At 39.0% G+C, this 17,031-nt stretch carries 10 protein-coding genes; 5 read left to right on the top strand and 5 right to left on the bottom strand.

Features of this window, described 5'->3' with window-relative positions; translation table 11 throughout:
• Positions 1-314 precede the first annotated feature (314 nt).
• From ASU31_RS13660 to ASU31_RS13640, 5 genes are all read left to right on the top strand, one after another.
• Positions 315-1,856, top strand: coding sequence for a pyridoxal phosphate-dependent decarboxylase family protein (locus tag ASU31_RS13660; RefSeq protein WP_057932860.1), 1,542 nt, complete (start codon positions 315-317; stop codon positions 1,854-1,856).
• Positions 1,801-4,260 (top strand): GNAT family N-acetyltransferase, encoded by a 2,460-nt coding sequence (locus tag ASU31_RS13655; protein WP_057933018.1) that lies wholly within the window; start codon positions 1,801-1,803, stop codon positions 4,258-4,260. The genes ASU31_RS13660 and ASU31_RS13655 overlap by 56 nt, the downstream gene beginning before the upstream one ends.
• The gene (locus tag ASU31_RS13650) at positions 4,261-5,601 is read left to right on the top strand and encodes a lysine N(6)-hydroxylase/L-ornithine N(5)-oxygenase family protein (RefSeq protein ID WP_057932859.1); all 1,341 of its coding nucleotides are present in this window, start codon (positions 4,261-4,263) and stop codon (positions 5,599-5,601) included.
• 193 nt (positions 5,602-5,794) lie between these two features.
• A complete protein-coding gene (locus tag ASU31_RS13645; protein ID WP_057932858.1) occupies positions 5,795-7,606 on the top strand; it encodes an IucA/IucC family protein in 1,812 nt (603 codons plus the stop codon).
• A gap of 228 nt (positions 7,607-7,834) precedes the next feature.
• The gene (locus ASU31_RS13640; protein WP_057932857.1) at positions 7,835-8,461 is read left to right on the top strand and encodes a M23 family metallopeptidase; all 627 of its coding nucleotides are present in this window, start codon (positions 7,835-7,837) and stop codon (positions 8,459-8,461) included.
• 117 nt (positions 8,462-8,578) lie between these two features.
• Here ASU31_RS13640 and ASU31_RS13635 read toward each other — a convergent pair whose 3' ends face one another.
• From ASU31_RS13635 to ASU31_RS13615, 5 genes are all read right to left on the bottom strand, one after another.
• Positions 8,579-8,971 (bottom strand): hypothetical protein, encoded by a 393-nt coding sequence (locus tag ASU31_RS13635; protein ID WP_157258012.1) that lies wholly within the window; start codon positions 8,969-8,971, stop codon positions 8,579-8,581.
• Positions 8,972-9,087: 116 nt separating this feature from the next.
• Complete coding sequence (locus tag ASU31_RS13630; protein ID WP_057932855.1) at positions 9,088-10,596, bottom strand: M60 family metallopeptidase; 1,509 nt, start codon at positions 10,594-10,596, stop codon at positions 9,088-9,090.
• A gap of 36 nt (positions 10,597-10,632) precedes the next feature.
• Positions 10,633-11,835, bottom strand: coding sequence for a glycoside hydrolase family 27 protein (locus ASU31_RS13625; protein ID WP_083505368.1), 1,203 nt, complete (start codon positions 11,833-11,835; stop codon positions 10,633-10,635).
• Between the two features lie 113 nt (positions 11,836-11,948).
• Positions 11,949-15,113 carry a beta-galactosidase, LacZ type gene (gene lacZ, locus ASU31_RS13620; protein ID WP_057932854.1) on the bottom strand — a complete coding sequence of 1,055 codons (3,165 nt, stop codon included), beginning with the start codon at positions 15,111-15,113 and terminating at the stop codon, positions 11,949-11,951.
• A gap of 214 nt (positions 15,114-15,327) precedes the next feature.
• Positions 15,328-17,031, bottom strand: coding sequence for a LamG-like jellyroll fold domain-containing protein (locus ASU31_RS13615; protein WP_057932853.1), 1,704 nt, complete (start codon positions 17,029-17,031; stop codon positions 15,328-15,330).

Here is a 17,031-nt window from a genome sequence, read left to right as displayed (position 1 = left end):
TTATTTTTTTGCGCAAAGCAATCATTTATTTAGATCAAATCCAAATAAAATATTTTAATTTTCTGTTAAGTAGAATACTAAAACGGTTAAGTAGTGTTTCATAAACAACTTATCAACAATGTGTTAAAAATATTTTAAATATTATTTTTAATCAATCTAAATAAAAATATACCTTAGCGGTCGAAATTATCGATAAAAAAAACTGCTCAAGCTATTCTCTCACTTAACCAGATTTATTAATAAAAAATATCAGCTTAAAAGGCTCGGTATTTTATAGCCTTTAAACCTTAATCTTTTGAAAAATTGAAAAACTAATGTTTACATCAGACCTCGAAAAACATGAACTTATTGATTTCCTTACGGAAAGTCCAACCAAGGAAATCTTTCACCACGAAAATGAAGCAGAGTACCTGCATGCAATGGGAAAAGTTACCCAGGCGGTAAAAAAATTCCTCAACAACAATCAACAGCCTTTTAGTGGCGTATCGCCGTCAAAATTAAAACCGCTATTTGGTTCGATTGAATTTGAAAAAACGCATGACAATTACGATGCTTTGCTTAAAGAAGTTGAACAGCTTTACACCAGCCATGCGGTTGCCTTTCATCACCCTGCTTATATCGCCCATTTAAACTGTCCGATTGTGATCCCAGCAGTAGCTGCCGAGGTCATGATTTCGGCCATCAACTCATCAATCGATACCTGGGATCAAAGTGCCGGAGGTACATTAATTGAGCAAAAGCTAATCGAATGGACCTGCGACCAGATCGGTTACAGCAAAAAAGCAGATGGTATTTTTACTAGTGGTGGTACCCAGAGCAATTTAATGGGGCTTTTATTGGCCCGCGATCATTATTCTACCACAGCACTAAACCACAACATTAAAGTAGAGGGATTGCCCCAGGAAGCAGCTCGTTTCAGGATTTTTGTTTCCGAAAAAGCGCACTTTAGTATTCAGAAAAATGCTTCCCTTTTAGGTTTAGGCGAAAAATCGGTGATCAAAATCAAAACCGACCGCAGCTTTAGAATAAATACCGTTCTGCTGGAAGACGCCATTAAACGGGAAATCGCTCAAGGTAACATCCCTATTGCCATTGTAGGCACAGCAGGAACTACCGATTTCGGAAATGTTGATCCGCTGAAAGAACTTGCTTCCATTAGCAAAAAATACAACACCTGGTTCCATATCGATGCAGCTTATGGTTGTGGCTTGCTGTTAACCGATAAGTACAGGAGTTTGTTGAATGGGATCGAACTGGCCCATTCGGTTACGGTTGATTATCACAAATCTTTCTTCCAGCCGGTAAGCAGCAGCGGTTTCCTGGTACGGGATAAAAACTTTTTCAACCTGATTACACACCATGCCGATTATTTAAATCCAAAAGATCATGATGAGGATGGCTTACCCAATCAGGTAAACAAATCGATACAAACCACCCGCCGCTTTGATGCTTTAAAACTCTGGTTTACGCTAAGGATGATGGGCAGGAACAAACTGGGTGGTTATTTTGATACTATTATCGAAACCGCAGCCAAAATTGCCGATCTGTTACATTTCGATAGTGATTTTGAGCTGATGAACGAATCAGATATCAGCGCCCTGGTGTTCCGCTACCGACCAAAAAATGTGCGCTTAGATGTTTGTGCCATGAACCAGTACATTAAAAAAGCCATGTTTAACCAAGGAAAAGCTTTGGTTGCCGGCACCAAGATCAACCATCAATTCTACCTCAAATTCACCCTACTTAACCCGCTTACTACCATCAGCGATATTGAAAACATTATTAAAATCATTAAAAAACATGGAAACGAATATGTTAGACTCAATCAGGCTTCAGCAGATTTCAGAAGAAACTAATTTTAATGCACTCTTAAACAGTTATTGCAGAGAATTTAATAACTGGAGCCGTTACATAGGCATACCTAAATACGATGAGTCTTTAGCAAACTATTTGATTACCACAACCGATCGCCTGCATATCAGGTTTGATTTTACAGCCATAGGTTTCGAAGTATATGCACCTTTAAAATTTTATGCCGACAGTGGCAGGCACGTATTTAATTTCCCGATAATCGAACGTGATGTTGCTACAGATGCCATCAGTCCGATCAGCATTTACAGATTTATGGAACTCGCTATCCAGTTCAGTGCTGAAGAATTTCCTGAAGTTGATGCCAACCTGGTAAAACAACGTTTAGCCAATAGTGTAGAAAATCTTGAAGCATTTTTATCGTTCTTCAAACAGAATGGCAGACCTACGAATTTTGCTAAAATGAATTTTATTGAGGCAGAGCAATCATTGTTTTTAGGTCATAATGCGCACCCACTTCCTAAAGGGAGATCTGGCTTTAACAGTAAAGAAGAACTTTTTAAATATTCGCCAGAAACCCAGGGTCGTTTCCAGCTGGCCTATTTCCTAATTTCTGCCGAAAATATTGTGGAGAAAAATGCGGAAGGTTTTGACATGACCGATCTTTTCAGAATTGAATTGTTAGATAGTAACCATGTTGAAACCATTCATTTACTCGATCAACACCCAGACCATAAGGTTGTACCCATGCACCCATGGGAGGCCGAATACCTGCTTACCCTACCTAATGTAAAATCAATGCAGGAAGAAAAACTCCTGTTTTATCTCGGACATTTTGGAGAATTCTATACACCAACATCTTCGGTAAGAACGGTTTACAATGCATCGAGCGATTGGATGCTTAAATTTTCGTTACACGTAAAAATAACCAACTCGCAAAGGGTTAACCTGGTTAGAGAGCTTCACCGTGGCTATGATGTAAGTAAACTTTTAAAAACCGAATACGGCAAAACGGCCAAAGCCGAATTCCCTGAAATTGAATTCATTACCGACCCCGCATTTATCACCGTAAATTATAAAGGCGAAATCATTGATGGTTTCAACATCAGTATCAGGCACAATCCTTTTAAAGGAGAAGGGGCCGAAAAAAATGTAACGCTTTTAGCAGCGCTTTGTCAGGATGCTTTGTTAGGTCAAAAACCAAGAATTGTAAACATCATTGAAGAAGCAGCAATTAGCAGAAACAAAACGATTGCTCATACTGCTGTAAACTGGTTTAAACAATACCTGCACCTTTGTGTTGCACCGATTGTTGGGCTTTACAACAATTTTGGGATGGCTTTTGAGTTCCACCAGCAAAATGTGATGGTAGAACTGGATAAAGATTTTTACCCTGCTAAATTTTATTTCAGGGATAACCAGGGCTTTTTCTTTAGTGATGCCAAAGCCGAGGCATTAGAAAAAGCATCTCCTGGTATTGCTGTAGAAAGCGGTTCGATTGTACCAAATGCTTACATCCTGCCAAAACTCACCTATTACCTGCTCATAAACAACATATTAGGTGTAGTGAATGCCATTGCAAGCAATAATCTCGCGGATGAGAAAACCTTGATCGATCTCGTTTATCTGGAGTTTAAACAGTTCGAAAACAGCGATACCACTGGCTTGGTTGACTATATCATTAACCGTCGCAGTTGGGAGGTAAAAGGTAACCTACTTACCAATTTATGCAATATCGACGAGGCCAGTGCACCTATCGATAATCCAGCTATTTACCGTGAGTTCCCGAATCCTTTATCTAAATATTTCTTCTCCGAAAACCTGATCAAGCCTCAAACCAAAGATGTGCTCTACAGCAGGTTTTTCCCTAAAGAAAATGTAACGATCAACATCCGTCCGTTTAATATAGACCGCGATCTCGAAATGGTTCACGATTGGTTTAACCAGGAACATGCCAAACCCATATGGAAGATGGATGGACCGATTAAAGGTTTAGAATTATTTTACAGGACATTATTGCCCAACGATTCATCGCACAGTTTTATAGGCGAAATAAATGGCGAACCTACATTTACCATAGAGCCTTACTGGCCAATGCGCGATGGTGTAGGCGCCTGCTACGAGGCCTTAACGACCGATTACGGTGCACATTTGCTGATTGCGCCAACAGATAAAGATAAAAAATTCAGTTTTGAAACCGGTCAGGCTTTAATGGATTTCATTTTTGAACAACCCGAAGTAGGTAAATGCATTGGCGAAGCAGCTGTGGAGAGCCGCGCGATGCACATTTTTGTAACCAGATTGGGCTTCAAATTGGAGAAAGTGATCAAGATGCCTTACAAAATGGCCAATCTTACCTTTTGTCACCGTGAATGGTACTGGGAAAAATTTCCTGAGGCAAAGGCATATGCTATGGCTAAATCATCAGAATTTGAAACGGAGGAAATTTAAATGCACAATCAAAAAATATACGACATTGTAGGGATCGGTATAGGTCCTTTCAATCTGGGTTTAGCTGCATTATGTGCCCCTATCAGTAGCTTAACGACTTTATTTTTGGATCAGGCGAGCGAATTTAACTGGCACCCCGGTATGATGTTAAGCGATGCCACGTTACAGGTTCCCTTTATGGCCGATCTGGTTACCATGGCCGATCCAACCAGTCCGTACAGCTTTTTAAACTATCTTAAACAAACAGACCGCCTGTATAAATTCTATATCAGAGAAGATTTTTTTGTATTACGAAAGGAATATAACGCTTATTGTAAATGGGCGATTAATCATTTGCAAAACTGCCATTTCGGACAGAAAGTAATCAGTATAAATTACGTTGATGGTGTTTATCAGGTAGAAAAAGTCGATCAATCAAACGGAACCAGTGAAACCATTTTCACTAAAAAAATAGTGCTTGGAACAGGAACGGCACCAAAAGTACCTGGTTTTATTAGGCCAGCTGAGCATAAAAATGCCATACATTCTTCAGCATATTTAAAGTTTAAATCTACGCTGTTGCAGCAAAAAACGGTAACGATTATTGGCTCAGGACAGAGTGCTGCTGAGATTTTTTACGATTTATTGCCTGAAACCGAAAATGGATTGAAATTAAAATGGTTTACGCGACCTGATCGCTTTTTCCCGATGGAGTATTCTAAGTTGACACTTGAACTTACATCGCCCGAATATGTAGACCACTTTTATAACCTTAGTGATGCCAAACGCAAACAGCTTTTAGGAAAACAAAATTCGCTGTTTAAAGGCATAAACTTCGAACTGATTAACCAGATTTTTGATAAACTATACGAATTGAGTGTTGATGGCGAAAAGGTAAATGCTGAATTGATGCCGAACTGTCAACTGAACAATTTAACAGTAAACACCGAAGGCAAATATCAGCTCGATTTTTATCATACCGAAAGTGAAAAGGATTTTGCTGTTGATACAGATTTTGTGGTGTTGGCAACAGGTTACAAATATGATGAGCCTGGTTTCTTATCAGGAATAAACGACCGCCTCGCACGTAATGCCGATGGGCTTTTCCAGGTACACCGCAACTATGCTATTGATGTAAACGGAAACGAAATCTTTGTTCAAAATGTTGAACTGCATACCCACGGTTTCGTAACACCTGATCTGGGCATGGGTGCCTATCGCAATGCATCCATTATCAACGCCATTTTAGGCTTCGAAATCTATAATGTAGAAAAACGGATTGCTTTCCAGCAGTTTAGCATAGCAGATGAAATACAGGAAAATGAATTATCTAACGCAGCGCTTCAGTTATCCGAAGATTAAACCAATATTGCTGGTCGGGATTTGTAATCCAGACTAAACCAAAGATTTGTCACCCTGTCCATAGGACTCCTACGGAGAGCTTGTCGAAGGACTTAGTTAAATACTGTTGAATGTGTTTCGACAGGCTCAACATGACAGTATCTCACAGAGAACACAATCAACTCTGAACTAACACAAATAAAAGATTAATACTATGAATTACAACAATTTCAGCCACATAAAACCTTTAAAAAAAGAAGTTTGGGATAAGGTAAACCGCAACTACATCGCAAAATCGATCGTAGAGTTGATGCACGAAAAATTAGCCGAACCAATGCTGATCAATACAGATGAACAAGGAAATTCTGATTTCCGCCTCGCTACCGATTCTGATGAGATCTATTATACTTTTTCAGGTCAGCAACGTGCTTTAGATTACCTGCATATCGATAAACAGAGCATCAAAAAATTTGTAAACGGTGAAAGTGTAGCCGTGAACAATGCGCCTGCTTTTTATACCGAACTACAGCAAACTTTCGGCATTAAACCCTTTACACTTGCCCATTTTGTTGAAGAAACCCTAAATACTTTATATGCCGATGCTTACATTCATCAAAAAGGCAGGTTAACCGCTGATGAACTGGCCAATGCTGATTACCAAACCATCGAACATCAAATGGATGGACATCCCTGGGCCACCATTAATAAAGGACGGATCGGTTTTAACCATAGCGATCAAAGCAAATATGCGCCAGAAGCCGCTCAAAGAACGCAATTGGCCTGGTTAGCGGTACATAAAACAAGAGCAGAATTTAAAAGTATCGAAAGTATTTCTCCATTCTCTTTTTATAATGAGGAACTCAGTTTAAAGCAGGTTCACGATTTTAATCAGGTATTAATCCAACAGCAGTTACAACCTGAAGATTATTTTTTTATTCCTGTTCACGAATGGCAATGGAACAATAAAATCGTATTACAACTGGCACACGACATTGCCCATAATTTAATTGTACCTGTTGGATTAGGCAATGATGAATACATGTGCCAAAACAGCATCCGTACTTTCTTTAATGTAAGTGAGCCTAAAAAACATTATGTAAAAACGGCCATTTCGATTCTAAATACCTCGATTTTCAGGGGCTTATCGCCTAAAAAACTGGCTATTGCACCAAAAGTGACGCAATGGGCAAAAGACATGCTTCAAGGCGATGAGTATTTAAAACAGACACGTGTGGTGCTTTTGGGCGAAGTGGCAACAGTAGCTTATACCCATCCACAATACAGTGAAATTCCGGATTCTCCATATCAGTATCAGGAATTTTTAGGGGCGATTTGGCGTGAGAGTGCCGAAAATTATTTGCTGGAAGGCGAAAACATTATGACCATGGCGAGTCTGCTTTATGTAGATGACAATGGAAAAAGTATGGTTGAGGCCCTGATAGAAAAATCTGGCCTGGATGCAGAAAGCTGGTTAAATGCCTATCTGTCTGCTTATTTAAAACCAGTGTTAAGGATTTTTTACAAACATGCTTTTTTCTTTAGTCCACATGGCGAAAACACCATTTTGGTGATGAAAAATGGTGTACCGGAACGGATTATTATTAAAGATTTTGTTGAAGAAATTGTATTAACAGAAGAATCGAAAGCTAAGTTACCGAATGATCTGGTAGATGTTTTAAGGGAAATCAATGATGAGCTGGCACCTTTATTTATCCTTTCAGGGATATTTGATGCCGTTTTCAGATACCTCAGCAATATTTTCCACAGTTATGTGGGATTGGATGAAAAGCAATTCTGGCGTCAGGTGGCAGATGTAATTTTAGAATTCCAACAAGAAAACCCAGAATTGGCTCCGAAATTCCAGAAATTTGATCTGTTTGTACCCGAATTTATCAGAGTTTGTATCAATAGGGTACGATTATTAACACATGGTTACAGCGAAAGTACTGATGTTCCTGTTCCTGAGTTAATCGGAACGCTGATTAATCCGGCTGCAGAGGCTTTGAAAGAAGATATTCTGGCTTAATGTGCAGTCAGATGGTAACATCTGACACCACGAAAAAATAACATCAAGTAAGGATCGTCATTTCGAGCGGCCCCGATAGCAATCGGGTGCAGTGCCGTTGAGATGACGATCTTTCTATGAGATCATATCTCTGTCGTTCCTTCCTGCAATGGCGATCTGTTTACTTTAAACTACAAAAATAGTTTATATCGATAAAATCATTATCTTGCTCTATAAATTATTGCATTGATGAGAACCCTATTATTGATCTTTTTATCGACACTTTTATTCGAAACACCTACGATTGAAAAAGACCGCGATCGCTGGAAACCTTATTATACCGATACTGCTCCTACAAAAACTGCCGATAGCTGGTTTCTTCCTTTTGATGTGGCTAACCGAAAAAAAATAAATAATATCAAAATCATCAGCATTTTTGGCGATCATAGAGATAGTTATGTTAAAGGGCACATACACACGGCTATTGATATTAATCCTGCACAGCCTAAAGCAAAACTGGTTAATGTTTACGCCATGGCCAATGGAATAGTCTGCTCTGTGCATTTGGGCGAAAACCAACGCACAGTTGTAGTAAAGCATAAACTACCTAGTGGATTAACCATGTTTACCACCTACAAACACCTGAAAGAAGTTTATGTAAGCAATGGCCAGAATGTTGATCAAAACACCAAACTGGCCAGGTTATTTACGCCTCAGGAAAGTAAAAAATATGGGGGCGATTACCATCATCTTCATTTAGAGATCAGAAAAAAATTTGATGATTATGGCTGTGCAAGCTGGCTAACTTTTAACAATAAACAACTGAACGAACGGTTTTATAACCCTCAGGTATTTATAAAAGAACACATAAAATAGTTGTAAAATAAAAACGCGCATTTCCGAGTACTTGAAAATGCGCTACGAGACAATTAAAATAAGTAGTTATAAATATTGTTAGTGTCAGAACAGAAATATCTGATATAGCATTAAATCTCAATAAGTAAATTTAGGTTTGCCGTTATCGCAGGTTACCCCCTTTGGCTGTATTACCAATGCACAATCAGAATATACACCGTATTTTTGATTGTAATCAGCTTGTAGTTTGGTAAATTGTTCAACCTTCTTTAGAAAGGTACTTTCATCTATTTTTACAGAATAAGCAATATAACCTGATGCGCCTCCGCAAGCTTTAGATCCAATGGCCGTGAATTTCCATTCGCCGGCATTTTCACAAGTAAACTGCTGAGCCGATTTTTCGATGTCTTTGTAAAGCATTTCTAATTCTGACTGATCAACATTCCGCATGGGTTCATCGCGATCTTTACACGCCCACATCAAACTTAGAATCAATACAATTGAGGTTAAAATAAATAGCGTCCGTTTCATCCTTTGTTACTTTTAACCTAAAACGGGAATTTAAATAAAAACGCTACATTCCTTAAGACCTATGAGGTTTATTGGCAAGATGCTTAAGAAACCTCATAGCTCTGGAAGTTTTACAATTAGTTTACCGGAGGAAAATTATAAGGTTTCCATGCACGAAGCACGCTCAGTTCTTTCTGTGTTTCTTCACTTATGCCTACGCCCCAGGTATTAAAAAATGGAGCTAAATTTCTTTTTACCACATTAGAATACGTTTTTACCCATAAATCGCGTTTTTGCTGATCGTTTAAGCTGCCTATACCTGGTCCGATTTTTTGGTATTCCTTAAAAAACGCTTTAAAGCTTTCCCATCCAAAACCTTCCTGCATCTGGCGGAACATAATCAATCCTAAAAAGGCATCACTTTTCCATTTTTCATAACTCGCACCTTCGGCAAAATATTTTTTCATCATTTTTTGCGTATTTGCACTTGATACACCCGTATGCGAATCGTCCCGTCCGCCCATTAGCCTATCGAACATATAAATCGAAAAGAAGTTGTTGCTCACTTCGGTAGTGCCGCCAAAAACCCAGTTCAGATTTTGCATGTTGTGACCAATTTCGTGGAAAAAGCCCCAGTTTGCACCTCCCTTGCTGGGTTTCATCAGCAATTCAGGATTGGCCATAATTTCATTCGAGAGCATTTTTTTCGTTGGTGAATGGTGGATCATGATCGGATAACCGCTGTGCATGTACCCTCCGCCAATATGCTCATCGGGCACCATACGTTGAGCCCTGTAAAATGGCGCTGGCATATTCGCCAGATCCAATTCTCCAAGCACAACTAAATCCCAAAGTTTTAATACTTCTTCAGGGTTTTTGATGGTTTGTAATACACTATCAGGCAATGTTAAAATCACATTTTCAGTAGCCATTTCGCCCCAAGGTGCTTTATTGTTTTTTAATTGCCCCTCCCAATCGCTTTGCGTGCTTTTGCCCAATACAAAAAGTGGAGCTGCAACAGCATGGCTAATTTTGAAATCAATTTTTCTACTTTCGGCCTTAGGTTTAATATTGATGTAAATCAGTCCACCGAAAGGCGACGCTAATCTGTTTTTACCAATAACCAATTGCTGTTTCTTGGTTATAATTGGCATCCTGCGCCAATCTTCCTTGCCTGCTACCCAATAGTTTAAGCGATCGCTATGCGCACCGACCTGAACTTCAAGCTCGTTTACATTGGCATTTTTGGGTACATCGATCTCAATGTACTCACCAGCTTTCGCATATAAACCCGTACTGTACATGGTCGCGTTATCGTAACCAGAGTAACCTAGGGTAGATACAATTGAGACTAAGCTATCGGCCATTTTTTTATGTTCGATGCTGACCGTTTTATTTATAAACTGAAAACCTGTCTTTACTGTACCTGGAAAAAACTCAGCTGATGGTTGTGCTTTTATGTTCTTATAATCGTTACTTTTTAGGGTTTCATCACTCCATTTGGCAATGGCTTTTCTAAATACGGTATCGCTTTTAGAAAGGGTGTGCTGTGGTGTAATGACAATTGTTGCCGGATCTTTTGCTACATCTTGCGCAAAGGTGGTTAAGCCTGTTGCTATTAATGAAAGGGATAATAGTGATTTCATTTGTGTTTGTGTATTTGGTTTGTTGTTATTTGAGTGTTATGCTTTTTTTAGGCGGAAAACCTTGGTTTCATGAACAGTTACCTCACCATTCCACTTGTTATTTTTGCCAATTACTTTATGTTGCCATAAATCCCTGATCTCATATTTACCAGCCAGGCCTAACTCAGCAAAATTTATTTTTGCATTTTGGGCAGCTGTCGATTTATTTAAAATCGCTATTGCGAAATCTCCATTGGCTAAAGGACGAACAAAAACATCCCAGCTATCGGTTTTGATTTTTCTTTCGGCCTGTTTACCCAAAGCGTCTTGATTTAATGCAATTATTTCTTCATTTGTAAAAATGGCCTTTGCCTCATTATCCATTTTACGGATATCGCAGCTTGCATATAGTGGCGAATTAAGCATACTGTACAAACTCATTTGACTCTGATATTCAGCCTGGGTACAACCTTTACCATTAAAAGCTGATGACGGGCCTTTTGTGCCATGTAAACCTGCCACCAACATATCTCCATCGTTCCATTTACCTGGACCCGAAAAACTTGCCAATCCGGCTGTTTTATCTACTACATTGTAAATACCAACGCCACCCTTACCCTCTACATCATTCCATTTGTCTCTGATATCGTAAGTGGTACGCCAGCTCTGTCCGCCAACCTGCGCACCCCAGTTCCATGGTTCGCGTGGCCCCCACTCGCAGATTCCCAATACAATTTCTCTACCCGATTTGCGTAGCGCCTGGGCTATTTTACCGTAACGGGCTTTAGCAGTTTCAACATCTTCTGGTGCATTGCAATAGTCGTATTTTAAATAATCGATCCCCCATGATGCAAAAGTTTTAGCATCCTGATCTTCGAAATTTAAACTTGCGGTATAACCACCACAGGTTAAAGGAGCAGCATCAGAATAGATCCCCAATTTCATCCCTTTGTTATGCAGGTAATCGGCCAGGGCTTTAATGCCTGAAGGAAATTTCTTTGGGTCGGCAATGATTTTGTTTTTATTATCGCGGCCACCTTGCCAACAATCATCTAAAAAAATATATTGATAGCCTGCTTTCACCATCCCACTGGCAACCATTGCATCGGCCATTTCTTTAATATCTTTTTCATTCGGATTTTCGGACATGATGTTCCAACTCATCCAGCCCATTGGTGGTGTTGCAGCTAGTTTTGATTCTTGTGCAAAGCTGATTTGAGCAAATAACAATAAGGTTAAACAGATTTTGATAAATTTCATATTATTTTGGTTAGACTTCTGTATTAAAATTTTTTATCCAAATCATTACTTGGCATAAAGCAATCCGATTGAAAAAGATTGCTTCGTGCCTAGCAATGACGAATAATGGTTATTTAGTTAATCGGTTTGATATAATAGCTGTACTGGTAATCTTTAAACGGGATCTGGTATTGAATTAACGGCATAGAACCCCAACTATCGATCCCTTGAACACCTAGTTGCTGCATATCCATGTGCACGTAAATCTGATTGCGTTTTATCAGTTCGCCAGAGTGATATTGTTTTTTCTCTGCCTCTGGATCTAAATCTTCTACCGAATATGGCAGTGCATTAAAGCTCAACAACTGATCTGCAAATTCGAAACGTAAGCCCTTGCCTGCTTTATTGGTAAAAGTTACCCAACGCACATCGGTTTTATTGCCACTTTCCTGAGGACGTGCATAAGGGAAATACTGATCTCCAACTGTTGATTTATAAGTACCTATTAATGAGGCTGTTTTTCTATCTACATAATTTTCGCCCGGACCACGACCATACCATTGGATGTTGCTATAATCATTTTTCAACTGCAGATCGTTACCGATACGCATTAAACTTTTGTAGTTGCCTGTTACAGCTTTAAATTGATTGTTTACTTTAACTGTTCCATCAGCAGATACATTAAATTCTTGTGTAGTTTCTGCATCACCTTTAAGTAGTGACGATTTAATGGTTAGGCTAAAGCCATCAACAGTTGAATTTACAGTTGATTTAATGTTACTTGCGTTGTTATCCTGGTACACATTACGCCACATACGTAATTTGGTATTTAAGCCTGCACCAATATCGTTGTCGGTTGGTGCACGGTAAAATCCAGGTTGTGGACCCGAGGCTAGTAATTCTTGCCCTTTGGAAACATAGCTTGTTAACATTCCCCTAGTTAAATCGAAAGTAATTGTAAAATCGCTTCCTTTAACCACTGCTTTTTCTGCGGTCTGCTCAATCTTTAAAGCTTTCTTGTTGCCACTATAAACATTGGCTTTTGGCGCTCCGGCTAATGCGATCTGCTCGTAAGCAATTTCATAACCTTTTTCTAAAAATGGCTCAGCTGTTTTTAAGCGGTAATGCACATTTAAGAAATATTCTTTTCCCGCAGCATAATTCGTTTTAAATGGCATGCTTAATAGCTGTGTTTGGCGCGGACCAATATCCAGATTACTTACCACACCACTTTGAATCACTTTTCCATCTTCTACCAGTTCCCAGTTTAACTGCACATTACTGATATCTTTAAAGAAATAGCTGTTGTTTACATTGATCTGGTTGATACCGTTGAAAGTAGTTTTGATATATTGATGTACTTTTTTCAATTCCACAGCCATCGGCGTCATTCCGCGGTAGGCCGTAACAACACCCTTTACACAAAAATCGTTATCGCTAAAGTTTTCGTCAACGGGGCCACTTAACGGGAAATCGCCACCATAAGCCATGATGCGTTTGCCATTTTTAACGGTATCGATTGCCTGATCTATCCACTCCCAAACAAAACCACCCTGTAGTTTGGGGTTGTTCTCTATGGCATCCCAATATTCTTTAAAATTACCCAAACTGTTACCCATAATGTGGGCATATTCACTCATAATAAACGGACGTGTTTCTTTATCCTGCTTCGAATAGCGCGGCAGATAATTTGGTGAAGGATATTGCGGAACAATCATATCTGTATTGAAATCGCCCTCAGCTCTTTCGTATTGCACCGGGCGGAAATCTTTTCCTTTAAGCCATTGATAAGCCTCGTAAAAGTTAACCCCATTACCGGCTTCGTTACCTAACGACCAGGTAATTACCGATGCATGGTTTTTATCACGCTCATACATTCTGGTAATGCGCTCAAGATGAGGAATACGCCATTGTTTATCGTTGGCAAAAGTAGTTTCCAAACTGTAATAACGGCCATGTGATTCGATATTGGCTTCGTCTATTACATACAAACCATATTCATCGCAAAGTTCCATCCAATAAGGATCTGGTGGATAATGGGAATGACGAACTGCATTTACATTCAGTTTCTTCATCATTTCCATATCTTTTTCCATATCGGCATGGGTTAAAGTATGGCCTTGTGTGGCATTATGTTCGTGCCTGTTTACACCTTTTAAAAACACACGTTTACCATTAACCAGTAAATCGCTGCCTTTAATTTCTACTGAGCGGAAGCCTACGCGTTGTGGAATTACCTCGATTATCTTATTGTTTTTATCTTTTAAAGTGATGTAAAGCGTATATAAATAAGGAATTTCTGCCGACCAGTTTTTTACATTACTGATCTGTGTTTTAAAAGAAAGATCGGTTTTATAATTGCCAAGCACTTTTTGGATTGTGGTGGCATCTTTCCAAACATTATTTCCTTTGGCATCAACTAAATCGAGTGCTACGTAAAAACTATCTGGGCGGCTATGATTGGTACGTTGATCTATTTTATAATTTTCTACCGCTAAATCTACATTTAGTAATCCGTTATTATAAGTGGCATCTAAATTACCCACAACTTTAAAATCGCGGATATCTAATTTTGGTGTAGAATATAAATAAACCTCGCGCTCTATTCCCGATATGCGCCACATGTCCTGGCATTCTAAATAGGTTCCGTCACTCCATCTGTAAACCTGTAGTGCAATGGTATTTTCTCCTGGCTTAACATATTTGGTAATATCAAATTCAGCAGCGAGTTTACTATCTTCACTATAACCTACTTTTTTACCATTTACCCAGATGTAAAAAGCAGATTTAACAGCACCAAGGCTGATAAACACCTGTCTACCGCCCCAATTAGTCGGAATATTGATTTTCTTCCGGTACGAACCTACCGGATTATTATCTGCAGGAATATCGAATGGTGGGTTCATTTTTGCGCCTGTTAGCTGTCGGCCAGCAAATTCGTATGGTTGGTTTACGTAAATTGGAAGCCCATAACCATTCACTTCCCAGTTGGCAGGTACTTTAAAATTATCCCAGCCTTTATCATCAAAATCTACTTTATAAAAATCGGCAGGCCGTTTACGTGGGTCTTTTACCCAGTTAAACTTCCAGGTACCGTTTAATGATAAAAAATATGCTGATTTTTCTTTAGCTCTTTTAGTTGCTAAATCCTGGTTTTCGAAAGCAAAAGCCGATGCCCGCATAGGCAAACGGTTTACCGAAACCACTTCGGGGGTTTGCAGTTCGGAGGGCAGATCTTGTGCGCTGATTTGCCCGGCAATAAATAATGATGTAAATAAAATGGTTAATTTTTGCTTCATTCTGTGTGTATAATTTTGGTTTGTTGCTCCAAATTACTGATGATTAACTGATAATGATGAAATTGTTTTAGCGCAAACGTTTGAGTTTTAAATATGTTACCGAGAAGTTAATTTATAAGCGTAAATCACCTCAGATATTGCTTTGCAAATAGCCTAAAACAGAAAAAACCCTTGCCACCTCTGGCGGAAAGGGTTTCACTAACTAAACTAACTACTATTTTAAGAATTCTAACTCAAAGTTTTTGAGGTAAGGTTTACCGTCAAAACCGAAATCAGGAAGGATATTAATTTTCATCCAATATAATGCTAAAGCAGATACATCACTTACCGTTGATGGGATTGATAAAGATGATGTAACTGGCTCAGGTGTTGTACCTGGAGGATATGAATTACCCAGGTTCGCCCAACTGTATACACCGGAAAGCGACATGTTATAACCAACAGGTGCTTTATTGAAAAACGTACCTTCAGTACCTTCATCCATTGGCCAAAAGCCAATTAAATTGTTATAATTAGGGTGTTTGGTAATGTCTTTCAGGCCAACATTTGCCTTTATCACGGCATCGCTTAGCGCTACATTAAAAAATGCTAAGTTTGCTCCGTAAAATGGAGTTGGCGTATCAGTGTCTCCTGTTCTATGGCCTATCCGGAGCAGCTCACTGGTAGTTAAACTTTTTCTGGCTAATATATCGCTTGTAGCTTCCAAATTCCCATCAACATACAACTTAAGCGTTCTGGCTGTCGCAACTCCCTGTGTATTAACAGTAGTATTAATACTCATGGTTAAAGTGTGCCAGATGGTTCCTGGTGGAGTGGTAGAATTTACCTGTAATTTTCCTGAACCGCCATTCGTTGTTCCCCCGACGGTAACCGACCATTGATCGCCATAATGACCCCATTGCCATCCCGTAATACTTGAACCATTCAAATTGGTACTTTTCCCAAAAAATGTAGGATAATTTACATTGGTCGAATTAAACTTAGTTTCCATTTGAACAGTAATGCTTTTGGTATCGCCTACATCATAAAGACCATTATCATTTGGCGTAACCGCCCTTGAGGTATTGGTGCTAAAAAGTACAGGATTAAAACCTGATTTTTTTAACTCAAACGGTTTAAAAGCAGGGTGATAAACTAAAGTAAAACCATTTGTTGGATTTGCACTACTACCTCCATGATTACTGGTTAATATCACCAGCCAATCTTCGTTTACATAATTTTTTCTTGCTTTTAAAGCTGTTAAAATATTACCAACGTATTCATCGGCCTTTATAATCGCATTTTTATAGTTGGCATTGGTAGCCACGTAGCCTCCATTAACGCCAGCCGCTTCAACGTCTTTAAGGTTAACAAATATGGTTCCCAAACCTGTTTGGCTATTTAGAATGCTCACGGTACTGTCTTTAACCGCTATATCAGTTGATACAACAGGGGCAAAATCTGCATTTTTCATATAATTCCGCAAATTAGTCCAAGGGGTAATTAAAGCAGTTTTTACCGATTTGTACTGTGTAATGTAATCAAATACATTCCGGTAAGATACAATGGTGGCATGTTCATCAATACCCGAACCTGCTGCACGTTCGAAATTATCAGTACTGATCTGGTGTTTCACAAAGCTGGTACCGGTTAACATGGATACCCAACCGGCTGCATCAGAAGCTGTTTTTAAAGTATTATAAGAATATTTAGCATTCTTTTGCAGGGTTGTAATATTGGTTGGTGCAACAGTCTGCAATTCTGAACCTGTTAGTCCATCGATGCTGATGACCAAAATTTTACGCTGCCCCGCAGAGAGTGGCTTTAGGTCTTCGTAAATTGCTGGTGGATTAGCATATTTTTTACAGCCAGAATATGTTAATAGGCCTATTGCGCAAATACAAAGCAGTATATTGTATATTTTATGGTTTGTTTTCAT

The organism is Pedobacter ginsenosidimutans (genome assembly GCF_001442625.1).
In the GTDB taxonomy this organism is placed as follows: domain Bacteria; phylum Bacteroidota; class Bacteroidia; order Sphingobacteriales; family Sphingobacteriaceae; genus Pedobacter; species Pedobacter ginsenosidimutans.
The sequence above is the reverse complement of the archived record's forward strand: the minus strand, read 5'-3'. Positions and strand labels throughout refer to the sequence as shown.

Bases quoted from the DNA above. Each gene is read 5' to 3' on its own strand.
- ASU31_RS13640 (WP_057932857.1), top strand. From the start codon at position 7,835: ATGAGAACCCTATTATTGATCTTTTTATCGACACTTTTATTCGAAACA.
- ASU31_RS13625 (WP_083505368.1), bottom strand. From the start codon at position 11,835: ATGAAATTTATCAAAATCTGTTTAACCTTATTGTTATTTGCTCAAATC.
- ASU31_RS13660 (WP_057932860.1), top strand. From the start codon at position 315: ATGTTTACATCAGACCTCGAAAAACATGAACTTATTGATTTCCTTACG.
- ASU31_RS13645 (WP_057932858.1), top strand. From the start codon at position 5,795: ATGAATTACAACAATTTCAGCCACATAAAACCTTTAAAAAAAGAAGTT.
- ASU31_RS13615 (WP_057932853.1), bottom strand. From the start codon at position 17,031: ATGAAAACAAACCATAAAATATACAATATACTGCTTTGTATTTGCGCA.
- ASU31_RS13630 (WP_057932855.1), bottom strand. From the start codon at position 10,596: ATGAAATCACTATTATCCCTTTCATTAATAGCAACAGGCTTAACCACC.
- ASU31_RS13635 (WP_157258012.1), bottom strand. From the start codon at position 8,971: ATGAAACGGACGCTATTTATTTTAACCTCAATTGTATTGATTCTAAGT.
- lacZ (WP_057932854.1), bottom strand. From the start codon at position 15,113: ATGAAGCAAAAATTAACCATTTTATTTACATCATTATTTATTGCCGGG.
- ASU31_RS13650 (WP_057932859.1), top strand. From the start codon at position 4,261: ATGCACAATCAAAAAATATACGACATTGTAGGGATCGGTATAGGTCCT.
- ASU31_RS13655 (WP_057933018.1), top strand. From the start codon at position 1,801: ATGGAAACGAATATGTTAGACTCAATCAGGCTTCAGCAGATTTCAGAA.